This window comes from Undibacterium sp. GrIS 1.8, assembly GCF_040544445.1.
Lineage (GTDB): Bacteria > Pseudomonadota > Gammaproteobacteria > Burkholderiales > Burkholderiaceae_D > Undibacterium.
The window spans coordinates 124110-145160 of the sequence record NZ_JBEONQ010000005.1 but is presented as its reverse complement, the minus strand read 5'-3'; the positions used below and the strand labels follow the sequence as shown (position 1 = coordinate 145160).

Annotated in this window: 16 protein-coding genes and 1 pseudogene; 14 read left to right on the top strand and 3 right to left on the bottom strand. The window is 47.6% G+C overall.

Features of this window, described 5'->3' with window-relative positions; genetic code table 11:
• Positions 1–97: 97 nt before the first annotated feature.
• The 10 genes from AAKU64_RS04025 (at position 98) to AAKU64_RS03980 (ending at position 14648) form a co-directional block, all read left to right on the top strand.
• On the top strand, positions 98–1411 hold the full coding sequence (locus AAKU64_RS04025) for an ABC transporter substrate-binding protein (RefSeq protein ID WP_354330245.1): 1314 nt from the start codon (positions 98–100) through the stop codon (positions 1409–1411).
• Positions 1412–1434: 23 nt separating this feature from the next.
• Positions 1435–2148 (top strand): response regulator, encoded by a 714-nt coding sequence (locus AAKU64_RS04020; RefSeq protein WP_354361498.1) that lies wholly within the window; start codon positions 1435–1437, stop codon positions 2146–2148.
• A 103-nt stretch (positions 2149–2251) separates the two neighbouring features.
• The gene (locus tag AAKU64_RS04015; protein ID WP_354330247.1) at positions 2252–3757 is read left to right on the top strand and encodes an ATP-binding protein; all 1506 of its coding nucleotides are present in this window, start codon (positions 2252–2254) and stop codon (positions 3755–3757) included.
• 462 nt (positions 3758–4219) lie between these two features.
• Positions 4220–7804: an indolepyruvate ferredoxin oxidoreductase family protein gene (locus AAKU64_RS04010; protein ID WP_354330249.1), complete on the top strand. Its 3585-nt coding sequence runs from the start codon at positions 4220–4222 to the stop codon at positions 7802–7804.
• A gap of 248 nt (positions 7805–8052) precedes the next feature.
• The gene (icmF, locus tag AAKU64_RS04005; protein WP_354330251.1) at positions 8053–11331 is read left to right on the top strand and encodes a fused isobutyryl-CoA mutase/GTPase IcmF; all 3279 of its coding nucleotides are present in this window, start codon (positions 8053–8055) and stop codon (positions 11329–11331) included.
• 265 nt (positions 11332–11596) lie between these two features.
• Entirely contained in the window at positions 11597–11974 is a 378-nt protein-coding gene (locus AAKU64_RS04000; RefSeq protein ID WP_354330253.1) for a DUF4087 domain-containing protein, read from the top strand.
• A 168-nt stretch (positions 11975–12142) separates the two neighbouring features.
• Positions 12143–12559: a DUF1801 domain-containing protein gene (locus AAKU64_RS03995; RefSeq protein WP_354361489.1), complete on the top strand. Its 417-nt coding sequence runs from the start codon at positions 12143–12145 to the stop codon at positions 12557–12559.
• A 277-nt stretch (positions 12560–12836) separates the two neighbouring features.
• Entirely contained in the window at positions 12837–13253 is a 417-nt protein-coding gene (locus AAKU64_RS03990; protein WP_354330257.1) for a hypothetical protein, read from the top strand.
• Positions 13254–13391: 138 nt separating this feature from the next.
• Entirely contained in the window at positions 13392–13988 is a 597-nt protein-coding gene (locus AAKU64_RS03985) for a hypothetical protein (RefSeq protein WP_354330259.1), read from the top strand.
• Between the two features lie 150 nt (positions 13989–14138).
• Positions 14139–14648: a TspO/MBR family protein gene (locus AAKU64_RS03980; protein WP_354330261.1), complete on the top strand. Its 510-nt coding sequence runs from the start codon at positions 14139–14141 to the stop codon at positions 14646–14648.
• A gap of 27 nt (positions 14649–14675) precedes the next feature.
• On the opposite strand, the gene AAKU64_RS03975 is transcribed toward AAKU64_RS03980, so the two are convergent.
• Complete coding sequence (locus AAKU64_RS03975; RefSeq protein ID WP_354330263.1) at positions 14676–15419, bottom strand: energy transducer TonB; 744 nt, start codon at positions 15417–15419, stop codon at positions 14676–14678.
• 466 nt (positions 15420–15885) lie between these two features.
• Here AAKU64_RS03975 and AAKU64_RS03970 point away from each other — a divergent pair, with 466 nt between their 5' ends.
• The 4 genes from AAKU64_RS03970 (at position 15886) to AAKU64_RS03955 (ending at position 18431) form a co-directional block, all read left to right on the top strand.
• The gene (locus AAKU64_RS03970; RefSeq protein WP_354330265.1) at positions 15886–16572 is read left to right on the top strand and encodes a hypothetical protein; all 687 of its coding nucleotides are present in this window, start codon (positions 15886–15888) and stop codon (positions 16570–16572) included.
• Positions 16573–16617: 45 nt separating this feature from the next.
• Positions 16618–17127: a GNAT family N-acetyltransferase gene (locus AAKU64_RS03965; RefSeq protein ID WP_354330267.1), complete on the top strand. Its 510-nt coding sequence runs from the start codon at positions 16618–16620 to the stop codon at positions 17125–17127.
• Between the two features lie 3 nt (positions 17128–17130).
• Positions 17131–17343, top strand: coding sequence for a DUF3820 family protein (locus AAKU64_RS03960; RefSeq protein WP_354330268.1), 213 nt, complete (start codon positions 17131–17133; stop codon positions 17341–17343).
• 269 nt (positions 17344–17612) lie between these two features.
• A complete protein-coding gene (locus AAKU64_RS03955; RefSeq protein ID WP_354361487.1) occupies positions 17613–18431 on the top strand; it encodes a substrate-binding periplasmic protein in 819 nt (272 codons plus the stop codon).
• Between the two features lie 48 nt (positions 18432–18479).
• Here AAKU64_RS03955 and AAKU64_RS03950 read toward each other — a convergent pair whose 3' ends face one another.
• Both AAKU64_RS03950 and AAKU64_RS03945 read right to left on the bottom strand, forming a co-directional pair.
• The gene (locus tag AAKU64_RS03950) at positions 18480–20033 is read right to left on the bottom strand and encodes a sulfite reductase subunit alpha (protein ID WP_354361485.1); all 1554 of its coding nucleotides are present in this window, start codon (positions 20031–20033) and stop codon (positions 18480–18482) included.
• Positions 20030–20983: pseudogene (locus tag AAKU64_RS03945) on the bottom strand (FAD:protein FMN transferase). The gene AAKU64_RS03950 and the pseudogene AAKU64_RS03945 overlap by 4 nt, the downstream one beginning before the upstream one ends.
• Between the last annotated feature and the right edge of the window lie 68 nt (positions 20984–21051).

Here is a 21051-nt window from a genome sequence, read left to right as displayed (position 1 = left end):
TAAGCTCACAGTTCATTACAAATATCGATGCTTATTTACCTTCGCAACAACATTCAGTTACGTTATAGTCACCCCCGAGACAAAGAAGGATCCTCAGGTGCAAACAGTAAAAATAAGATTGTTGCCCCATGCAGAATGTGCTCGTCGTTACCAGCTATCCTCACAGCAGATAGTGCGTAACTTGATATTGCCCATTTTGTTGCTGGTGACCAGCTCTACAACATGGGCAGAGACATTGCAGGTACTGCATTGGTGGAAATCCGCCAGTGAGCACAAGGCTGTCGATGTGTTGGCGAGTAAATTAGCCCAAGAAAATATTATTTGGCGCGATGCGTTGATCCCTAGCGGGTCAGGCATAGGTGCGGGCATCGTTCTTAAAAGTCGCATCCTCACAGGTAACGCGCCCGAGGTATCGCAGGTCAACGGCGTACTGATCAGCGAATGGTCAGACCTGGGGTTGCTGCTGGATTTTGACGCCGTTGGTGCGGCTGGAAAATGGGACAAAGTTTTATTTCCGCTGGTCTGGACCTTGGTGCAACCCAAAGGACGTCTGGTTGCCGCGCCGCTGGGGATTCATCGCATTAATACATTATTTATTAACCGAAAAGTATTCAAAAAATATGATCTGAAACCGCCTGAAACCTGGGATGAGTTTGAAGTCGTCGCAAAAAAATTAAAACAGGCAGGCGTGATACCGTTGGCACAAAGCAGCGAACCATGGCAGGTTGCGACTTTATTTGAAAACCTGGTGTTATCCGAGGCAGGCGCGGGTTTTTATAACGAGTTATTTGTCAAAAAAGACGTCGAGGCATTCTCTGATGCGCGCTTTGCCAATGCCTTAAAACGCTTACGCGCGCTCAAAAAAATGATGTCTGTATCCTCACAAGAGCGTACTTGGGTAGAAATGGCGCGCCAGTTTGCCGATGGCAATGCAGCCATGTTTATCATGGGAGACTGGGCGAAAGCCGAGCTAAATTATTGGGGATTGGCAACCGATGTTGGTTTTAGTTGCATGGCGGTGCCAGGCACAGAAAATTATCATCTATATGATATCGATACCCTTGTCATGCTGACGCTGGATGGATCGCACAGAGCCGCGCAAGAAAAGCTCGCTCAAATTGTCGTATCGCCAGCGCTGCAAACAGAGTACAACCGTGTCAAAGGTTCTATTTCTGTTTTACGCAATCAGGATTCATCGAAAATGGATAGCTGCTCCCGTGCGTCGCTCAAAGCATTTTCTGTGGGAAGTGCCGCGCAAGTGCCTAGTTTTGCGCACCGGATGGCGACCGACGAAATTTCTAAAGACGCGATTATTGCTGAGATCGTCCGCTTTTTTATCGACGACAAAATGTCGATAGGTGATACACAGCGTCGATTAGCCGCCATCGCACGCTCGCTTCCAAAGACATAAATAAAAATAGAATATTGAAAGTAATAATGCGCAAAATACTGATAGTCGATGACGACCAAAAAACCAGAACTCTGTTAAAGACCTATCTGGAAAAAAATCAATATGAGGTCAAGCTGGCACATAACGGGGAATCTTTTTTAGCCGAGTTTCATCGTTATGCCGATGAATTATCTTTGGTCATTTTAGATGTCATGCTGCCTGATACGGACGGGTTTGCATTGTGCAAAGTGGTGAGAAATCGCTCCAACGTTCCCGTGATTATGCTCACGGCCAGTTCAGACGAGACCGATCGTATCGTTGGCTTAGAGCTAGGGGCAGATGACTATATTTCTAAGCCGTATAGCCCTAGAGAATTGCTGGCTCGCATTAAAGCAATACTCCGGCGTACTGGTAGTGAGAATCTAGCTGCTCCGCGCTATTATCGATTTGTCGGCTTTACTCTTGATACCGTTGAACGCACCGTCAGTGACCGTGATGGAACCGTGATTGCGCTGACGGGACTGGATTTTCAATTACTCAAGTATTTTGTTGAGCATCCTGGCGACATTCTGGATCGCAGCGTATTGTGTGAAGAGACGCGTGGTCGTGATGCAGGTCCTTTGGATCGCTCTTTAGACGTACAAATCAGTCGCCTTCGCTTGCGTTTGCATGGTGATGGTAAGCAGCCAGCCCTCATCAAAACCGTACGCGGCGCGGGTTATGTTTTTTCCGCAGATGTCAGTTCTGCTCACGCCTGATTGTTGCGTGACTATTATCTGACGATTACTTGATTACTCTCCGATTTTTACCCGCTTATTCCTCGATTGTTCCTCGATTATTCCCCGATTGTTACGCCTGCCTATGTCGACCATTTCTCATTCCCAGCGGATTCTGCAAAAAATCCTCCCCCATTCTTTATTGGGACGATTAACAGTGGTGATGGTTGCCGGGGTGATGTTGACGCAATTTGTTGGCAATGCGTTCTGGACAGCCCAGGTTCGTAAAGAATCCGAGATCGAAACCAAAGCTTCTTCCCAGCATGTCGCCCGCAGTGCCGCCAGTACGATGCGATATTTTGCCAGTCTTCCATCCAATTATCGGCCTCTGACGATACAGCTATTTCGTGAAATGGGGGGGACACGGTTTTTTGTCAGTATCAACAAAAATGCGATCAAGTTAAACGAATTGACTGGCAATCGTCTGGCTAGCATGGCAGTGCAGGACATCCAAGCCTCCCTCAAAGAAGAGCTGCCAGCCTTAGATAAATTAAAAATCGGATTTGCATGGCCATCCGATTTGGTCGTTTCGGATGATGGCTCCCAAATTAGTGAAGTACCAGAAAAATGGGTACAGCATATTTTGATCACCCAGCCCAATCCTGCTCCTATCTTAGTGATCCAAACCGAGATGGCAGACGGTCAGTGGTTATATCTTGCGACCTTAATGCCTAATCCTTATTTTTTTAAAAGTGGCGATCCTTTTTCCTCTGACCGTGTATTACTCCAGCTACTTTCACTTGCCGCCGTTTTGGTTTTATCTATTTTAGTCGTACGTTGGACAACCAGGCCGCTAGCTGCTTTATCTGAGGCAGCGCAAGCATTTGGTAACGGTGAACATACGCCACCGTTACCTGAAACCGGCAGCAAAGAATTTGTAAAAACAGCCCGGGCCTTTGGCGAAATGCGGGAGCGGATTCAGCGTTATATTGATGACCGTGAGCGGTTGTTTGTGTCGATTTCTCATGACTTGCGGACACCGATTGTGCGTCTGAAATTGCGTGCAGAATTACTTGACGATGATGCTGTCCGTGCCGAATTTCATGATGATCTGGACGAGCTGGATATGATGGTCAAAGGTGCGCTGCAATGTGTGAAGGATAGTGATATTTATGAAAATCCGACTGAAATCAGACTTGATGCTTTGTTAGGTCGGATGGTAAAAGGTGCGCACTTAGCAGGGCATGAAATTCTATTTATTGAATCTGGTTTAACCGTTTTTGCGAAACCGCTTGCCCTCAAGCGAGCGGTCGGGAATTTACTGGACAATGCGATCCACTATGGCAAACAGGTAGAGATTAATGTTTCTGAACAATCTGATCAGATCGCCATAGAAATCCGAGATCATGGCCCGGGTGTACCAGAAGAAGACTTCACTCATTTATTGGAGCCTTATGTCAGACTGGAGCACGGTCGACATAAAAATGCGGGTGGTATGGGTTTAGGTCTGGGTATCGCCCATAGTATTGTTCAAGCACATGGCGGAGAGTTGCGACTGGAAAATCATCGCGACGGCGGTTTGATTGCAACCATACTTCTTCCTAATAAAACAGATCAGCATATCCCGCACCCGGATAGCGACGGCACATAAAAACTACTCAAGAGATTACTTAAGCACGCGGTCAGTGTTCTTCAAAAACAAGAGCTATCATAAATTATGATAGCCCTATTTTAAATTCGTATTTTTACAAATACGCATCCCTGCCTACAATGTGTACACAGCAGATTTCAAAGGAAGTCGAAGAGGCGCTGCAGCATCATTTCGAAAGCTTCTTTTGATGTCTTTGTTATTCGATGGGAATAACATGTAGTAGTTTGATAATGATTTTTGCTTGGTATGAGCAAACAAGTCGTGATCGACCTGCAAAGCATGCAGCGAAGGTGTCTTTTCACCATCGTACTTTTCATCGAATTCGAATAAAATGGTTGCTATCACAGCCACCGCAATGAGAACCGATTTCTGATACCTCGCTATCGGTTCCGAGCAAACTTGTGTCTTACCGGATACAGCGCATGCTCTTTGTAATCTAAATCACAAATTTTGGAGCATCACATGTCGTCCGACACCACCATGGAGTCTGCTGGACTCTCCTCGCTATCCCCTTCCTTTTCCGCCACATCTTCTGGTGACATTCCCCAGCTGCATGACGTCAAACTTGACGATAAATACACCGCCACTAGCGGCACCATTTTTCTATCCGGTATTCAGGCATTAGTGCGCTTGCCGATGATACAAAAATTGCGTGATCAGGCCGCAGGCCTGAATACGGCAGGATTTATTTCTGGTTATCGCGGCTCACCTTTGGGTGGTTTGGACGAAACCTTGTGGAAGACCCAAAAATTACTGGATGCAAGTCACGTCAAGTTTGTACCTGGCGTAAATGAAGACTTGGCAGCTACCGCAGTATGGGGTACCCAGACGGTTGATCTGATTGGTCCCGCAAAATACGATGGCGTGTTTGCCATGTGGTATGGCAAAGGCCCCGGCGTAGATCGTTGCGGAGACGTGTTTAAACATATGAACCATGCCGGTACTGCACAATATGGTGGTGTTTTATTGGTGGCCGGTGATGACCATGGTGCTTACTCCTCTACCTTGCCGCATCAGTCTGACCATATTTTTTCTGCATGCATGATCCCTATGTTGTACCCATGCAATGTTCAGGAATACCTGGATTTGGGTTTGCATGCTTGGGCTATGTCGCGCTTCTCTGGTTGCGCCGTGGGCTTTAAAGCCTTGGCCGATACGGTGGAATCTAGCTCTTCCGCTGATGCTGATCCTTTCCGTCTCAAGATTACGATCCCAGAAGATTTTGTGATGCCAGAAGGCGGCTTGAATACCCGTTTATCATTAGATACTTTGGGCATACAAGCACGCAAGCAAGAAGCCTTGATGCAAGATTACAAAATCTACGCAGCACTGGCCTATGCGCGCGCCAACAAACTCAATCACACGACGATTGATAGTCCTAATGCCAAGCTCGGTATTGTTGCCTCTGGCAAGTCGTATCTCGATGTATTAGAAGCGATGGAAGAACTTGGCATTGATGAGAAATTCGCTGCCGAGATTGGTATCCGCCTGTATAAAGTTTCTATGCCTTGGCCTCTGGAGCCTGACGGTGTACGCGAATTTGCACAAGGTTTGGATGAGATTCTGGTGGTGGAAGAAAAACGCCAGATGGTCGAATATCAACTTAAAGAACAACTTTACAATTGGCGCGACGATGTTCGTCCACGTGTCATCGGTAAGTTCGATGAAAAAGGCGAATGGGTACATCCACGTGGTGACTGGTTGCTGACGTCCAAGGCAGATTTTTCTGTCGCCCAAATTGCTCGCGTCATCGCGGCAAGGATTGCGCGCTTCCACACTAGTGATCTGATTAAGGCACGCCTGGCGTTTTTGGAGGCAAAAGATGTGGTACTGAACAAGGACGTGAATACGCCTCCGCGTCCGGCCTATTACTGCTCCGGTTGCCCGCACAATACGTCGACAAAAGTGCCAGAAGGTAGTCTCGCGCTGGCAGGTATTGGTTGCCACGTCATGGCGACCGCCATTTATCCCGAATTTAATAAACTGACGACGCACATGGGGGGTGAAGGTGCTCCGTGGATTGGACAAGCTGCGTTTTCGACGTTGCCGCATGTATTTCAAAATCTGGGTGACGGCACGTATTTTCACTCTGGCTATTTAGCGATCCGCGCTGCTGTGGCTGCCAAGGTCAATATCACTTATAAGATTTTGTATAACGACGCCGTTGCGATGACCGGCGGTCAACCAGTTGACGGCACGATCAGCGTCCACATGATGGCGCAGCAAATGGCCGCCGAAGGCGTAAAGCGAATTGCGCTAGTGACTGAAGATTTATCCCGCTATACAGATCGTTCTGCATTACCCGATCTGGTGACGCTACATGATCGCAAAGATATGGATGCAGTTCAGCGTGAAATGCGTGAACTGACTGGTGCCAGCGTCTTGATCTACGACCAGACCTGTGCTGCAGAAAAACGTCGTCGCCGCAAAAAGAAAGAATTCCCCGATCCAAATCAGCGCATGTTTATTAACGAAGCCGTATGCGAAGGCTGCGGTGATTGCGGTGTGCAATCCAACTGCACTTCCATCATGCCACTGGAAACCGAATTCGGTCGCAAACGCACGATTGATCAATCCTCCTGCAATAAAGATTATTCCTGCGTCAAAGGATTTTGCCCTAGTTTTGTCACGGTAGAAGGCGGCACCTTGCGCAAGTCTAAAACTGGTACGGCAAAGACCGATGACTTTGGTAGTTTGCCGGCTCCCGTTTTGCCGACCTGCGCTGTGCCTTACAACATTTTGCTCAATGGTATCGGCGGAACTGGTGTGATTACTATCGGTGCATTGATCGGTATGGCGGCGCATTTGGAAGGCAAGGGTGTGTCGGTATTGGACATGACAGGTATGTCGCAAAAAAATGGCTCGGTTACGTCTCACATCCGCATTGCTGATAATGTTGCCCGTTTGCGTGCGCAACGGATTGCTACTGGCGAAGCGGATTTGATTTTGGGCTGCGATATGTTGACCGCCGGTGCGCATGATGCCATTTCTAAAATGCGCGCTGGTCGCACTCGTGCGGTGGTAAATACGCATGAACAACCGACAGGACCTTTCGCTAAAAACCCTGATTGGCAGTTCCCCGCTGAATCTGTCGAGCAGCTCATTGCAGAAGCTGTTGGTAATCAGGTAGACTTTATTAATGCAACTAAATTAGCGACCGCATTGATGGGCGACTCCATCGCGACGAATTTATTTATGCTCGGCTTTGCTTACCAAAAAGGCTCCATCCCCGTATCTGAAACCGCTTTGATGCACGCAGTGGAATTGAATGGCGTTGCGATCGAATCCAATAAAAAAGCTTTTTTATGGGGACGTCGTGCCGCAGTGGATTTGGCTAAAGTAGAAAAAATTGCCATACCGACTTCACCAGTCGTCGTGCAAATGCCGCAAAGTCTGGATAGCGTAATCAAACGTCGTGTCGACTATCTGACAGCCTACCAAAATGCCGCTTATGCGCAGCAATATCAGGATTTGGTCAGCCAGGTCCGCGCTGCTGAGACAGCATCGGGTCTGGGAAATAAGCTGACAACAGCGGTCGCTAAATACGCGTTTAAGTTGATGGCGTACAAGGACGAATATGAGGTAGCACGTTTGTACACCGACGGACAATTTACTGACAAACTCAAGCAGCAGTTTGAAGGCGACTTCTCCCTCAAGTTCAACTTAGCACCGCCGCTATTTTCTAAAAAAGACGGACAAGGTCATTTGATTAAAGCGCAGTATGGCTCTTGGGTATGGCAAGCCTTTAAATTAATGGCCAAACTCAAGGGTTTGCGCGGCAGCAAACTGGATATCTTCGGCTACACAGAAGAGCGCAAATCCGAGCGCGCCTTGATCGTTAATTACCGCGACACCGTGTTAAGCCTGATCGTTAACTTAAACAAAGACAATCTGGACAAGGCAGTGCAAGTCGCCAATTTGCCCGAGAAAGTCCGTGGTTTTGGTCACGTCAAAGAAAAAGCGATGGAAACCTACTATGCTGAACAAGCCAGCTTGTTGCAGAAGCCAAAAGCCAAAGTGATCGGCGAGATCGTACGAGTTGCCTAGCCGACTGCATTGTTTGAATCTAAGATTGCCTTATAGTATTGAAAAGAGATGTCCATTAAAAATAAGCCGCTCAAGCCATTTTTGGCCCGTAAGCCTTATAAACAATGGACATCCAGTTTTGAATTTTGACATTGACGTTTACGTTAACGTCATATAACTTAGCTTACCGATTGAAGCGTTGCCATTAGCAAGAACATTCATAGCTAAATCGATAAAACATACAAAAAATCCTGACCGTTGAGGAAGACATGACTGACCTGTCCATCGCCCAAAAATTAACCGAATACAAACCTGCCAATAAGGTACGTTTTGTCACCGCAGCCTCTCTGTTCGATGGCCATGATGCCTCGATCAACATCATGCGCCGTATCTTGATGGCAAACGGTGCAGAGGTCATCCATTTAGGTCACAATCGCTCAGTAGAAGAAATCGTCACTGCCGCTTTGCAGGAGGATGCACAAGGTATTGCAATTTCCAGCTACCAAGGCGGCCATGTGGAGTATTTCAAATACATGATCGACTTGCTCAAGCAACGTGGCGGTGCGCATATCAAAGTATTTGGCGGCGGCGGCGGTGTGATCGTACCGGATGAAATCGCCGATCTGCATGCCTACGGTGTGACCCGTATTTTTAGTCCAGAAGACGGACAGCGCCTGGGTCTGGTCGGCATGATTCTGTCGATGATACAGGCCTGCGATACCGATTTATCCGGCTATGCGCCGACACAGATGACCAGTTTGCAAGGCGATGATATGGTCGCTAAACATCGTCCTCTGGCGCAACTCATCACCGCATTGGAAAATGATCGTGTCGCGCCCGAACTGCGTCATGCAATTCAGACCGCCGCAGATAACATCAAGACGCCGGCATTTGGTATCACCGGCACTGGTGGTGCTGGTAAATCCTCCTTGACGGATGAACTGATACGCCGGATTCGTTTAGACCAGGACGATCAGTTGAATATCGCGCTGATCTCCATTGATCCTTCACGTCGTAAATCGGGCGGTGCTCTGCTGGGCGATCGTATCCGTATGAATGCGATTAGTCCTTGGGGTGGCAAGCTAAAGGTTTTTATGCGGTCGCTGGCGACACGCGAAGCTGGGTCTGAGATTTCACAAGCATTACCGGATGTGATCGCTGCTTGTAAGGTTGCTGGCTTTGATCTGATCATCGTTGAAACATCCGGTATCGGTCAGGGCGATGCCGCAATCGTGCCGCACGTGGATTTGAGTATGTATGTGATGACGCCAGAATTTGGCGCTGCATCGCAGCTAGAAAAGATCGACATGTTGGACTTTGCTGACTTTGTTGCGATCAATAAGTTTGACCGCAAAGGTGCACTAGATGCCCTGCGTGACGTCGCCAAACAATACCAACGCAACCGCGAACTGTGGACCAAAAAACCGGAAGAAATGCCGGTGTATGGCACGCAAGCATCGCGCTTCAATGATGATGGTGTTACCGCTTTATATCAAGGTATTTTGCCCGCACTGACCGAGCGCGGACTCAAAGCCGTGCCGAGCAAACTCGCACCGATTAGTGCCAAATTTTCCAGCGGTAAAAACGTCATCGTGCCACCTGCACGCAGCCGCTATATGGCAGAGATCGCTGATACGGTACGTCAGTTCCACAAACACTCCGGCAAACAAGTCGTGATCGCCCGCGAACGCCAGCAATTGCAAGAAGCCAAACGGATGTTGACTAAGGCCGGCAAAGCGGCAGACTTCGATGATCTGATTACCGAGCGCGATCATCATCTGGATGCAGAATCCAAAAAATTGATCGCCATGTGGCCAGACATGCAGGCCGCGTATGCCGGTGATGAATATGTGGTCAAAATTCGCGATAAAGAAATCCGCACGCAGTTAGTCACCAGCACCTTGTCTGGCACAAAAATCCGCAAAGTTGCTTTGCCGCGATTTGTCGATCATGGCGAAATTTTGCGCTGGTTGATGTTAGAGAACGTACCTGGATCATTCCCGTTCACGGCGGGTGTTTTTGCGTTCAAACGCGAAGGAGAAGATCCAACCCGTATGTTTGCCGGTGAAGGCGATCCTTTCCGTACCAACAAACGGTTTAAGTTGGTATCGCAAGGCATGCCCGCCAAGCGTCTCTCTACCGCGTTTGATTCTGTGACTTTATACGGCGCAGATCCAGCGATCCGTCCGGACATTTACGGCAAGGTCGGTAACTCAGGCGTGTCCGTTGCCACCTTAGAAGATATGAAAGTCTTGTACGACGGATTTGATTTATGTGATCCGGCAACCTCAGTGTCCATGACCATCAACGGCCCGGCACCGACGATTTTAGCTTTCTTCATGAACACCGCAATTGATCAGCAGATGGACAAATTCCGTGCCGATAATAAGCGTGAACCAACTGCGGATGAAGCTGCAAAAATCCGCGCATGGGTGCTGATGAATGTGCGCGGCACGGTACAGGCAGATATTCTGAAAGAAGATCAGGGACAAAACACCTGCATCTTCTCGACTGAATTCTCGCTCAAAGTCATGGGCGATATTCAAGAGTATTTTGTACACCACCAAGTGCGTAATTTTTATTCGGTGTCAATCTCTGGTTATCACATCGCAGAAGCCGGTGCCAATCCGATTTCTCAACTCGCCTTCACGATGTCGAATGGCTTTACTTTTGTGGAAGCCTATCTCGCACGTGGCATGCATATTGATGATTTTGCCGCTAACTTGTCCTTCTTCTTCAGCAACGGCATGGACCCCGAATACACAGTGCTTGGCCGCGTCGCACGTCGCATCTGGGCAGTTGCCATGCGTGACAAATACGGTGCGAATGATCGCAGCCAAAAACTGAAATACCATATCCAGACCAGCGGCCGCTCGTTGCATGCGCAAGAAATTGACTTCAACGATATCCGTACCACGTTGCAAGCGTTAATCGCAATCTACGACAATTGCAACAGCCTGCACACCAATGCTTATGACGAAGCAATCACTACACCAACAGATGAATCCGTACGGCGCGCTCTGGCGATCCAGCTCATCATCAATCGTGAGTGGGGCTTAGCCAAAAACGAGAATCCTATCCAAGGTAGTTTCATCATTGAGGAGCTAACCGAGCTGGTAGAAGAAGCCGTGATGCAAGAGTTTGAACGTATCGCAGAACGTGGTGGCGTATTAGGCGCAATGGAAACCGGCTACCAACGCGGCAAGATCCAGGAAGAATCCATGCACTACGAACACCTGAAACACGACGGCACATTACCGATCATTGGCGTGAATACTTTCCGCAATCCTAAACAAGGCGAGACGCCACAAAAAATCGAGCTAGCCCGCTCCACCGACGAAGAAAAACAATCGCAATTAACCCGCCTGGCCGACTTCCATCAGCGTCACGCTAAAGACGCACCGCAAGCATTGGCAGCATTGCAGCAAGCCGCCATCAACGATGAAAACGTTTTTGCCAAACTAATGGACGCAGCACGAGTTTGTTCATTGGGGCAAATTACTACGGCACTGTTTGAGGTTGGTGGGCAGTACCGGCGGAATATGTAATTCTTTAGTTTCGTCAATTAATAAAAATCCCGGTTTTATGCCGGGATTTTTATTGATCCAATAGGTGCGACTGCGATGCGCTCATCTCACCTGTAAAAATGTAGCATCCATTTTTGATGCATAGACATGTAGCAAGCGAGGATCTATTTTAAAACTGTACATAATTAATATGACAGTCAAGGCGAACGGCATGATATTTTTATGACTTACAGGGAGTCGCATTATGCGGCATGTCTGAGCTTTGGCTTCGCCTTTAAATATTTGTATGCAAACATCGAAACAAGCACTCGTACTGCTACTCACAATGACATTCTTATTGACGGCCAGCGCTAGCGAGAATGCCGATACCGCGAAGCTACGATGCGGCTGGTTTCACAATCCCACGCCGCAGAACGCATCGCTGGTTGACCACGATGGTGAATGGCTTATCAGCACGCAAGGTGGCGCACAAGCAGACGGAGATTGGCCGGAATTCGGGTCCTCGCAATGGGTCAGGACGAACAATCATTTTGGCTATGGTTGCGCATGTATTAAGCTCATTGCCAACTCCGAGTCACATGAAGTATCCAAGATCATCTCAGCCAAAGTAAAGCCACTTAGTGCCTGCCGCAACGACCGCTCACTCAATAAGCCTGTGGGCTAAATAAGTATGGAGCTTAGCGCCAGAGCCTGAATACTTGTTTAAATATCGGATGTAAATCTCAGGAATGATATTGCTAAGAAGTGCCTGGAATAAGTCTGCATATTTCAGTGCAGATGCGGTTAGCATTATCCAATTGCACGTATATGATTCAACCTAAAAAGGTAATTCATGGCTGAGAACAAAACGCAAGCGACTGAGGCCAGCGTGGAAGATTATCTTGCCGCAATTGAAGATGGCTGCAGACGCAAGGATTGTGAAGATTTAAGCAAGCTGATCGCCAAAGCGACCAAGCACAAACCGCAGATGTGGGGAGCCAGTATCGTCGGTTTTGGCAGCTATCACTATAAGTACGAGAGTGGCCGCGAAGGTGACTCATGCCTGACAGGTTTCTCGTCACGTAAGGGCGATATTAGTATCTATATTTTAGCTAGCTTCCCCGATCATGACGAACTGCTAGCCAAACTGGGAAAGCACAAGACAGCAAAAGCCTGTTTGTACATCCGCAAGCTCAGCGATGTTGATCTTAAAGTCCTTGAGCAACTTATCATCGGTTCTGTCGCCGAGAGGAAACGCCGCTATCCATAAGTTCTGCTGCCGATTCAGCTATGTGTTTAGATGTATATTTAGCTGCTTATTCAGTGACAAATATCAAGCACTGACAACAAGTCTTTTTACAATAATAAATATACTCCATTGCAGTATATTTAATCGTCCATATATTTACTGGTCGTTAGCCAATATTTGATAAAAATATGGGGGAGTATATTTAAATAGAACTTATTCATGGCTCATGGCATCACATGCTGGGCAATAAAAATTCTGCCGAAACCTGTAAGTAAACTTAATCGCTTTGGAGAACCCCATGAAGAACATCTTTGCTACTGCAATCATCGCTGCTGTATCGGTCACTGCTCTCACCGCTCTGGCTGCACAAGCGGAGGAGAAACTTTTCCGGTTAGAAGTAAAAAACCAAGCGGTAGAAAATGGTAAAACACTGGAAATGGTTTTTTTAGAAACTGCACGAAACTCAGATAACTCTGAAGTCGAGGTCAGTCTCATTTCTGGCGGCTCGGTGTCTTCATCCATGTTCACCTTGCGTGGCATATGTGCCCTGACACGCGAGCGTAAAGAAAATTATTTCAAGACAGAATCGCTGGGTGGCAAACCTGCAAGATACAAGGTCTTGTTCCCAAAAGCCGCGCCGCCGGAGAGCGTGCGGCCAGCCAAACCAGACGATAAAATCTGGTCGATTTCTGAATGCGCTGCCTTCAATTTCTGATTATTTTTTTTCAGATTGAAATCAATCCGAAGAAGTAAGCTCGATGTTGAAACTCATACATGACTTAAGTCTTAGTTGTGATCATAATGAGCGGCGCTGACGATGTTGAATTAGTCGCATCATTTTTTTATACATCCGATGAAACCAAACTTACAACCATTATTCTGCATCGCTTTATTGGCTGTGTGCGGCAACGTGTTTGCGGCAAATTTGCCGAAAAATATTCTGGATCAGATTCCCAAGGACTACGAAGTTCATTCTTTTCAAAGTGGTGAGCTGAACGACGATAAACTGGTCGATTATGTCGTTGTGCTACACAAGAAAAATGAAAAGACAGTCAACGGTGACGATTCGGCACCAGCACGACCACTGCTATTATTTATTCAGAATCCGGACGGTCGTTTTACTTTGGTAAAGCGCAATGATCATGTGGTGTTTAAAGTAGATGAGGGTGGTCAGTGTGATCCTTTTGATGCTGATGAAAAAAATATCTCCATTAAAAACCATTACTTCACAATTGAAAACGCTATGTCTTGCGGGCAGCATTGGACAGACTTCATTACTTTCCGGTATCTGCCGGCCTTACGTGACTGGGTTTTTCATAAACGTATCAGTGAAAACTGGGTATTAAATAGCCGCAGTGGGCCCGACGAGGATGCCTTGGTTTCTGAGGGGCGGCGAGTTGTTTCGGCAAAGGCAGGCGCTCCGGTTTTATTTGAGAACTATAAAAATTAATAACACCAATTAAAAATGATCAGAGCATAACAATACCCTCCGCCAGCACTGAACAAACAGCGATAAGATAGAGGTATCGTTCGTTGTTTATCTACCTAACTGTCGCTGATGTGCAAATCCTGGTGACATCAATTTAATTGAAAAAATAAAATGCAAATAAATTCTCCTCGCTATTCATCCGGCCAGCAAATTGGCGGCTTTGTCGGCTGGTTGATATTGACCTTTTCTGCTGCTGCGATTGGTGCGTTTGCCTCAGCACAAGCTGGTACGTTTTATATGCAATTGACGCGCCCAGAATGGGCTCCTCCGGCTTGGTTGTTCGGGCCAGTCTGGACGGTTTTATATTTGATGATGGCGATAGCGATCTGGCTAGTTTGGCGTGCACATGGATTGCGTCAAGCTAGCGCTGCGATTAGTTTGTTTTTGATGCAGTTGGCAGCGAATGCAATTTGGACCTGGCTATTTTTTGTCTGGCATCAAGGCGCGTTGGCCTTTGTCGAAATCTTGCTGCTATGGGCTTTGATTGTGGGGACTATTGTGGCGTTTTGGCGACTCAATACGACTGCAGCCATCTTGCTGCTGCCGTATCTGGCCTGGGTCAGTTTTGCGGGGGGATTGACCTACGCTACATGGACGCTCAACCCAGCGATATTGGGCTGAGTCGCCTGGGAGATAGATCAAAATCGTTTATCTGGATTGGTCATCTAATTTGAAGTTGAACTCCAGTAGCGTAGTTTGTGGTCTGGAGATTGGTGCATATTTCCATTGTGACGCAGCAGCGATGACTTCTTTGTCAAAGTATCTGGTGGGCTTGGCTGACAATATTTCTACCTGAGATACTTTGCCATCGGTCTCAATATGTATACGCGCTTTGACGATACCGTCCGTGATACCTGAACGTATCGCCGTGTTAGGAAACTTGGGTTGTACGCTGGAGACAACTTTTAACACGATAGATTCTGGTGCTGGTGCCGGAGCAGGTGTCGGCTTTGGTACAGCTGCTGCCACCGTTGGCGCTGTTGCCACGACAATAGGCTCCACGACTTTTGGTGTGACTATTTGAGGTGCAGCCACAGCGACTTTAGGTACTTCTTTAGATGCTGCCGCGGCCTTTGCTGCTGCCAGAGCTTTGGCTTCTTGTGCCAGCTTCGCTTCTTTGGCGTCCTTCGCTAATTTTTCTTCTTGTGCTATTTGCGCTGGAGTCTTGGTCGAGGCCATATCCATCCACTTGGTTACGTCCGCAGCGGCGCCGTGTTTGTAAGGATTTTTGACCAGGCCGGTGGGGGCGGATGCGGGGGTTTGTGGCGTTGATGCATCCGCTACAGGCTCTTCGGGTGGAGGTGCCTTGCTGCAAGCGCTTAAGATCAGCGCTAATCCAATGACGCTCAGTGCTAAGCCACGACATTGTTTTATCTCTTTTTGAAGCAGCATTTTGATCGTTCCTCAGATAAAAAATTAAGTTTCCAAATAAAACTAACAATACCGTACTGACCAATATGGCCTGACGTGATTGGCGCAATTAAGTGCTATTGGTCAGTTCAGGGTGCGAGATGACGAAAATCATGCACCAGACCGATATCACAACAGGGCAATCTGCCATGCTGCCATGCTGCCATGGATAAGTCTGTAGAGCAATATTGCCGTTGTTGTTTTTCCGTGCAGGAACTATGCCAAACAGAAATAGGCAATCCCGTCAGGTTGACGAATTGCTCTTTGCTTACAAAAAGTGAGTGAGTATGAGCTTAGTTAGATGTTGTTTGCTTGATATGCTCAACTTTATTGGTAAAATATAAATTCTAGTACGGTCAATACGCTGATTCATCAATTACCTCAGCACGTAACAGGACATTTTTTATGTCATCCCGATATTCCATTTGCTAACCAACAGATTAATCCCATGAAAAAAATCTCAACACTGGCTCTCATCTTGTCGTCAACATTGATAGTCGCTTGTCATAAAAAAGCACCAGAAGCTGCGCCAGAAATACCAGTCGTAGCCGCACCAGCACCAGCAACGCCAGCCGCGGTGGCGACACCAGTCACTCCAACGGAGCAAACGCCAGAACAAAAAGAACTCGCTGCTAAGCAAGCGCTAATGGACTACGGGGTAATGGAAGACAAATATATGAACGATACCCGCGCACAATGGGCCAGTTCTGCCAAAGCCAGTTCTACTTTTGGTGATGATAATGGTAAGACGCCTTCCGATAGTAGTATTGCCGCCAATATTAAAGGACCCGTCGACGGTAAAACCTGGACTAATAACCATCAGGAATTGGGTTTTGATACCGTAGAAACTGGCTACGATAAACCTGTTGCCGCGACTGAAGTCAGAGTCGCGTTTGACAATGGTTCTGGGGTCGAGGCAATCAGCAAGGTCGAGTTGCAAGATATTGACGGAAAGTGGAATGTAGTGTGGACTGGTATCAGCGAAGTCAAAAAAGATACGCGCGGTCGGAGAACCTGGTTTGTCCGTAGTTTTGACAAGACCACATACAAAGCCAAAGCAGTCAAAATCACGCTCGCCAACAATCTGGAACATGGTTACAAGGTGGTTGATGCGGTGCAGTTAGTTGGGGATTAATTTTGTGCTTGATTGTTTAGCTTCACAAATAACGGTAAGGTCAGCATGCCAGTAATTGAACTCCATCTGGCTCAGCCGTCTGACTACCCCAGCATCGAAAATATGATGCAGTTTTATAGCTATGACTTCAGCGAGTGGCTGCCTTTGTCACCCGCTTTGTCATTGGGGCAAAACGGCTTATTTACGATCCGCCCTAAAGCGACGTATTGGGCACGGCCTACTACTCAAGGATTCATCATCAAGGTAGATGGCGAGGTGGCTGGTTTTGTCACCGTGGATGATGAAGTTAATTATCCGGAGCTTGATCACAATATGGGGTATTTTTTTGTGGCCCGGCGTTTTCGCGGTAAAGGTGTTGCGAAGCAAGCGCTTGGTTTGTTATTGCCACGGTTTGTCGGACGCTGGCAGATTTTTCATATTGATGACAATCGTCCTGCGGCTTTATTCTGGAAAAAGTTTATCGCCGATTACACCCAAGACGCGTTCTCGGTGCATCAGGAATGGATTGATGAGATGCACTGTACCTTGTATCAATTTGAGCAGACTACAAACTAAATTATGCGCCCTGAAGATCTGCAATTGCTAGTCACCCGCACCATGCCTTATGGCAAATACCAAGGCCGCCTGTTGGCAGATTTGCCAGGCCATTATCTGGGCTGGTTTGCCCGCGAGGGCTTTCCGAAGGGGGAATTAGGGTCGCTGATTGCCTTGATGTATGAACTGGATCACAACAATCTGCGTTCACTATTAGACCCGCTGCGGTCATCTTAGATACCCAAATCGCTTTGGTTACAACACTTAAGTTAGCCAAAGCGCACATACAAAATCTAGACGCATTCTTCAGACTATTTCTTGACTGAAAGGTGCATACTCATCCAATCCTGAATTTAAATTCAGTTATCACTTATCTGCACCCCAGTTACGCCGTGTTTGGTTCGTCTTTGATTTGTGTTTGCCGGGCCATATTTGATTTGTTGACTTGACGAGCAGCAAGATTTTTCATTCACCCGATTAGTAATTGTTATAAAAATAAAATGTTGATGCGATTGATACCCTGCTGTGCTTTATTTTTTCTCGCGGCAGAATCGCGTGCTGATCATTCGCGTATTGACCATAATAATGGTGCGGCTTGTGGCGATATTACGGTAGCGTTTTATGAGCATGGTGCCTTGTACTACCGTACACCAGACGGCAAATTGACGGGTATCGATAAGTACGTGATTGATGAATTAGGTCGTCGTAGCGGTTGCCATTTTCATTCTGTATTGGAATCGCGGGTACGTATTTGGTCCATGCTGGCGAGTGGTGGTTTGGACATGTCGGTATCCGGAATCGCCACGCCAGAGCGACAGAAAACCTCACGTTTTATTACCTATTTCAGTACACGTAATTATGTTTTGTTCAGTAAGGATTTACCTTTCGCTACACAGAGTCTGGAAGGTTTTTTAGACGACAAGCGTTATCAGGTTGCCGTAGTGCGTGGCTTTAAGCATGGGCAGGAATATGACGAGTGGTTAGACAAGCTCCGGCTGCAAGGTCGTATGGTTGATGCGGCAGATTTTAATGCAGTGATCCGGCTTTTAAAAATCGGACGTGTACATGCTGCATTGGCGCTGCCGACTAGTTGGGTACCGATTCTAAAGCAAGAAAACATGACCGAATCGGTCAAGGTCATGGACTTGTCATCCAAGACAAAATTGATTTATGCCGGTTTGATTTTGTCACGGCAGCGCATCCCAGAGAGCACAGCCGTGTTAATAGAAAAAACGATACGAGAGATGCGGGAAGACGGTACGCTGGAGTCCATTTTTAAACGACATATCGGTGCGGATTTGGCACATGACATGCTCAATTATTAAGGCAGTTCGCTAATAAGTTGCCGGACTAGATTGCCGAACAAAGCTGCATTAATACACATCACGCCGATACCTACCTTCTTCCGTCAGCTGCTCCAGTAAGTTCTCTCCCAAAATCTGATTTAGTGCTGCATCGACTCCGGCCGCCATCCCCGCCAAACTGCCACAAACATAGATTGCTGCACCGTCCTTAATCCATTCTTGAATCGCGTTTGCGTTGTCTAAAAGCCGGTCTTGCACATACACGCGCTGTCCCTGGTCACGAGAAAAAGCCAGATGACATTCTTGAAGTACACCCTTAGTTTTCCACGCTTCTATTTCTTCTTGATGGAAGTAGTCAAAAGCACGATTGCGTTCGCCAAAAAATAAATAATTGCGCAAATATCCTAAGCTTGCGCGATGTTTGATGTGCGCGCGCAAGCCAGCCAGACCGGTGCCATTACCAATGAGTATCATCGGTCTATCGGCCATCGCATCTGTAGGTGGATGAAAACTGCGGTTCTCACGTAAACGCACCGCAATCTTGCCGCCGACTTGTGCATACGCTGTCAGCCAGCCAGAACCGATCCCCAGTTTGCCATTGGCTTGCTGCATCTGGCGTACCAATAATTCGATTTGACCATCACTATGGATGGATGCAATGGAGTATTCCCGGTGCGGTAGAGGAGTACGTTCAGTGGCTGGTGTCGTATCGTCAGGTGCGTACTCTGGACCGATTTCTACAATATCGCCCGCTTGCCATAGCGGCAGCTCGGTGCCACTTGCATGATCAGGGCGCAGTGTGATGTGGAAGGCGGCACTGCCTGCGCTGCCAGGATTTAACAGACGACGTTCGGTCAAAATCCAGTTGCTATAACCAGGGCTTGTCCAGTCGGCTAATTCGGTATGGCCGCTAAGTACGCCAAGGTGATGTTGCCAGTGCCGTAGCGCGCCCTCGTCACCGTTATCGACCTCAATTAAATCAAATAAAGTTTGTGCATGGTTATGCCGCAACCAATGCTCCAGCCTGTGCCCGAAGGCGCAGTAGTGTTGGTAGCTGCGGTCCCCAAGCGCCAGAATGCCGTAGCGTAATTGTGTGATTGCCAGAGTTTGGCTCATCAACTTACGGGCAAATCCGGCAGCGCTATCCGGCGCATCGCCTTCGCCCGTGGTGCTGACGACAAATAAAATACGTTCAGCTTGTTGTAGTTGGCTAGCATTGATTTGTGCGATGGAAAGTAGCTCTACCGCCATGCCGCCAGCTTGCAAACTCTGCGCGGTCTGGCGCGCCAGTTGTTCAGCATAGCCAGTCTGGCTGGCATGCACGACGAGTATTTTTTTTACGTTGTTTGCTACGTCCATACTACTGATGTTGCTCACAAAAGTTGCAGAGGCGATCGCGATGCGACGGCGATGCTGCTGCAAGATTGCCGCGCAAAAAAGCAGATAGGCGATGACGACTAAAACTGCCGTCAGATTACGCTGTGTTACTGCACTTAGGGGATGATATTGCTGAGATTGGCTATTCCAAATAGTCCAGACAGTCCAGACACTTAGCGCAACGAGCAGCACAATACCCGTTACCCAGAAAATCCTTATGACTGATTTTTTAAAATATAGATTCATTCTTCCAGCATCGCCATTAGGGCTTTGCTCATATGTTCTGTAAATGCAGGCTGGTCGCCGTGCGTGGTTGCCGCACCTCTGCAAACAAATAAAGCAGCGACATGTAGTTGATTGGCATACGCCATCCCTAGTGTTAATCCCATGACTGTCATGGCGGTGGCCAGCGCATCGGCGATCATACATTCTGCATGCAGCACGGTGACTGCGGCCAGATTATGTGTCACCGGGTAGCCTGTACACGGATCAATGGTGTGGGAGAAACGTTGTCCTTCGTAGTCAAAATAACGACGGTAATCGCCTGATGTGGCGATGGACAATCCATGCAGTGCAACTATGCTGGCAGTGCTAGTCGTTTGCGTTTGCGCTTCTGTTTGTGTTTGTACTTGTTCTAACTCCACCCACCAAGGTGTGTTGTCCGGTTTAGTTCCCAAGCCACGCAATTCTCCGCCGACTTCTACCAGATAACTGAGTATGCCTTGCGCTTCTAAATATCGCGCTACCTGATCAACGCCAAAGCCTTTGGCAATCGAAGATAAATCAATCGACAAGCCACCCGGCTGATACACATTTTGCTTCAGACGATCGACTTGTAATTTTTGATAACCGGATTGTCGTCGTGCTTGCTCCAATACTTCCTTACTTGGAATTTGTCCGGCATTTTTATCAGGACCAAAGCCCCAAACATTAACTAAGTGTCCGATGCTAGGGTCATACGCGCCCGATGTTTGCTGCGCGATAAATAAACCATAATCCAGCACTTTAAAAAACTCTGGCGGCAGCACATGTCAGCTCCCGGCTGCTGCCTGATTAAAGCGACTGATATCAGAATCAGCCAGCCAGGTACTCATCTGCGCGACTACCTTATCTAGCGCTTGTTGCATGCCATTTTGGAGTTGTACAGCACTAATATATTGAGGGCGTACCAGTTTGACTGCCCATGTGGTGCCCATAGTCGCACCAGAAAAATCTTCTGTGTACGAACCCACAGGCGATGCCGCTGGCATTGTCATGTGGGTAG

What these genes read in the sequence shown, in the direction of transcription:
- AAKU64_RS04015 (WP_354330247.1), top strand. Translation starts at nt 2,252, where the DNA reads ATGTCGACCATTTCTCATTCCCAGCGGATTCTGCAAAAAATCCTCCCC.
- AAKU64_RS04010 (WP_354330249.1), top strand. Translation starts at nt 4,220, where the DNA reads ATGTCGTCCGACACCACCATGGAGTCTGCTGGACTCTCCTCGCTATCC.
- icmF (WP_354330251.1), top strand. Translation starts at nt 8,053, where the DNA reads ATGACTGACCTGTCCATCGCCCAAAAATTAACCGAATACAAACCTGCC.
- AAKU64_RS04000 (WP_354330253.1), top strand. Translation starts at nt 11,597, where the DNA reads ATGCAAACATCGAAACAAGCACTCGTACTGCTACTCACAATGACATTC.
- AAKU64_RS03995 (WP_354361489.1), top strand. Translation starts at nt 12,143, where the DNA reads ATGGCTGAGAACAAAACGCAAGCGACTGAGGCCAGCGTGGAAGATTAT.
- AAKU64_RS03990 (WP_354330257.1), top strand. Translation starts at nt 12,837, where the DNA reads ATGAAGAACATCTTTGCTACTGCAATCATCGCTGCTGTATCGGTCACT.
- AAKU64_RS03985 (WP_354330259.1), top strand. Translation starts at nt 13,392, where the DNA reads ATGAAACCAAACTTACAACCATTATTCTGCATCGCTTTATTGGCTGTG.
- AAKU64_RS03980 (WP_354330261.1), top strand. Translation starts at nt 14,139, where the DNA reads ATGCAAATAAATTCTCCTCGCTATTCATCCGGCCAGCAAATTGGCGGC.
- AAKU64_RS03975 (WP_354330263.1), bottom strand. Translation starts at nt 15,419, where the DNA reads ATGCTGCTTCAAAAAGAGATAAAACAATGTCGTGGCTTAGCACTGAGC.
- AAKU64_RS03970 (WP_354330265.1), top strand. Translation starts at nt 15,886, where the DNA reads ATGAAAAAAATCTCAACACTGGCTCTCATCTTGTCGTCAACATTGATA.
- AAKU64_RS03965 (WP_354330267.1), top strand. Translation starts at nt 16,618, where the DNA reads ATGCCAGTAATTGAACTCCATCTGGCTCAGCCGTCTGACTACCCCAGC.
- AAKU64_RS03960 (WP_354330268.1), top strand. Translation starts at nt 17,131, where the DNA reads ATGCGCCCTGAAGATCTGCAATTGCTAGTCACCCGCACCATGCCTTAT.
- AAKU64_RS03955 (WP_354361487.1), top strand. Translation starts at nt 17,613, where the DNA reads ATGCGATTGATACCCTGCTGTGCTTTATTTTTTCTCGCGGCAGAATCG.
- AAKU64_RS03950 (WP_354361485.1), bottom strand. Translation starts at nt 20,033, where the DNA reads ATGAATCTATATTTTAAAAAATCAGTCATAAGGATTTTCTGGGTAACG.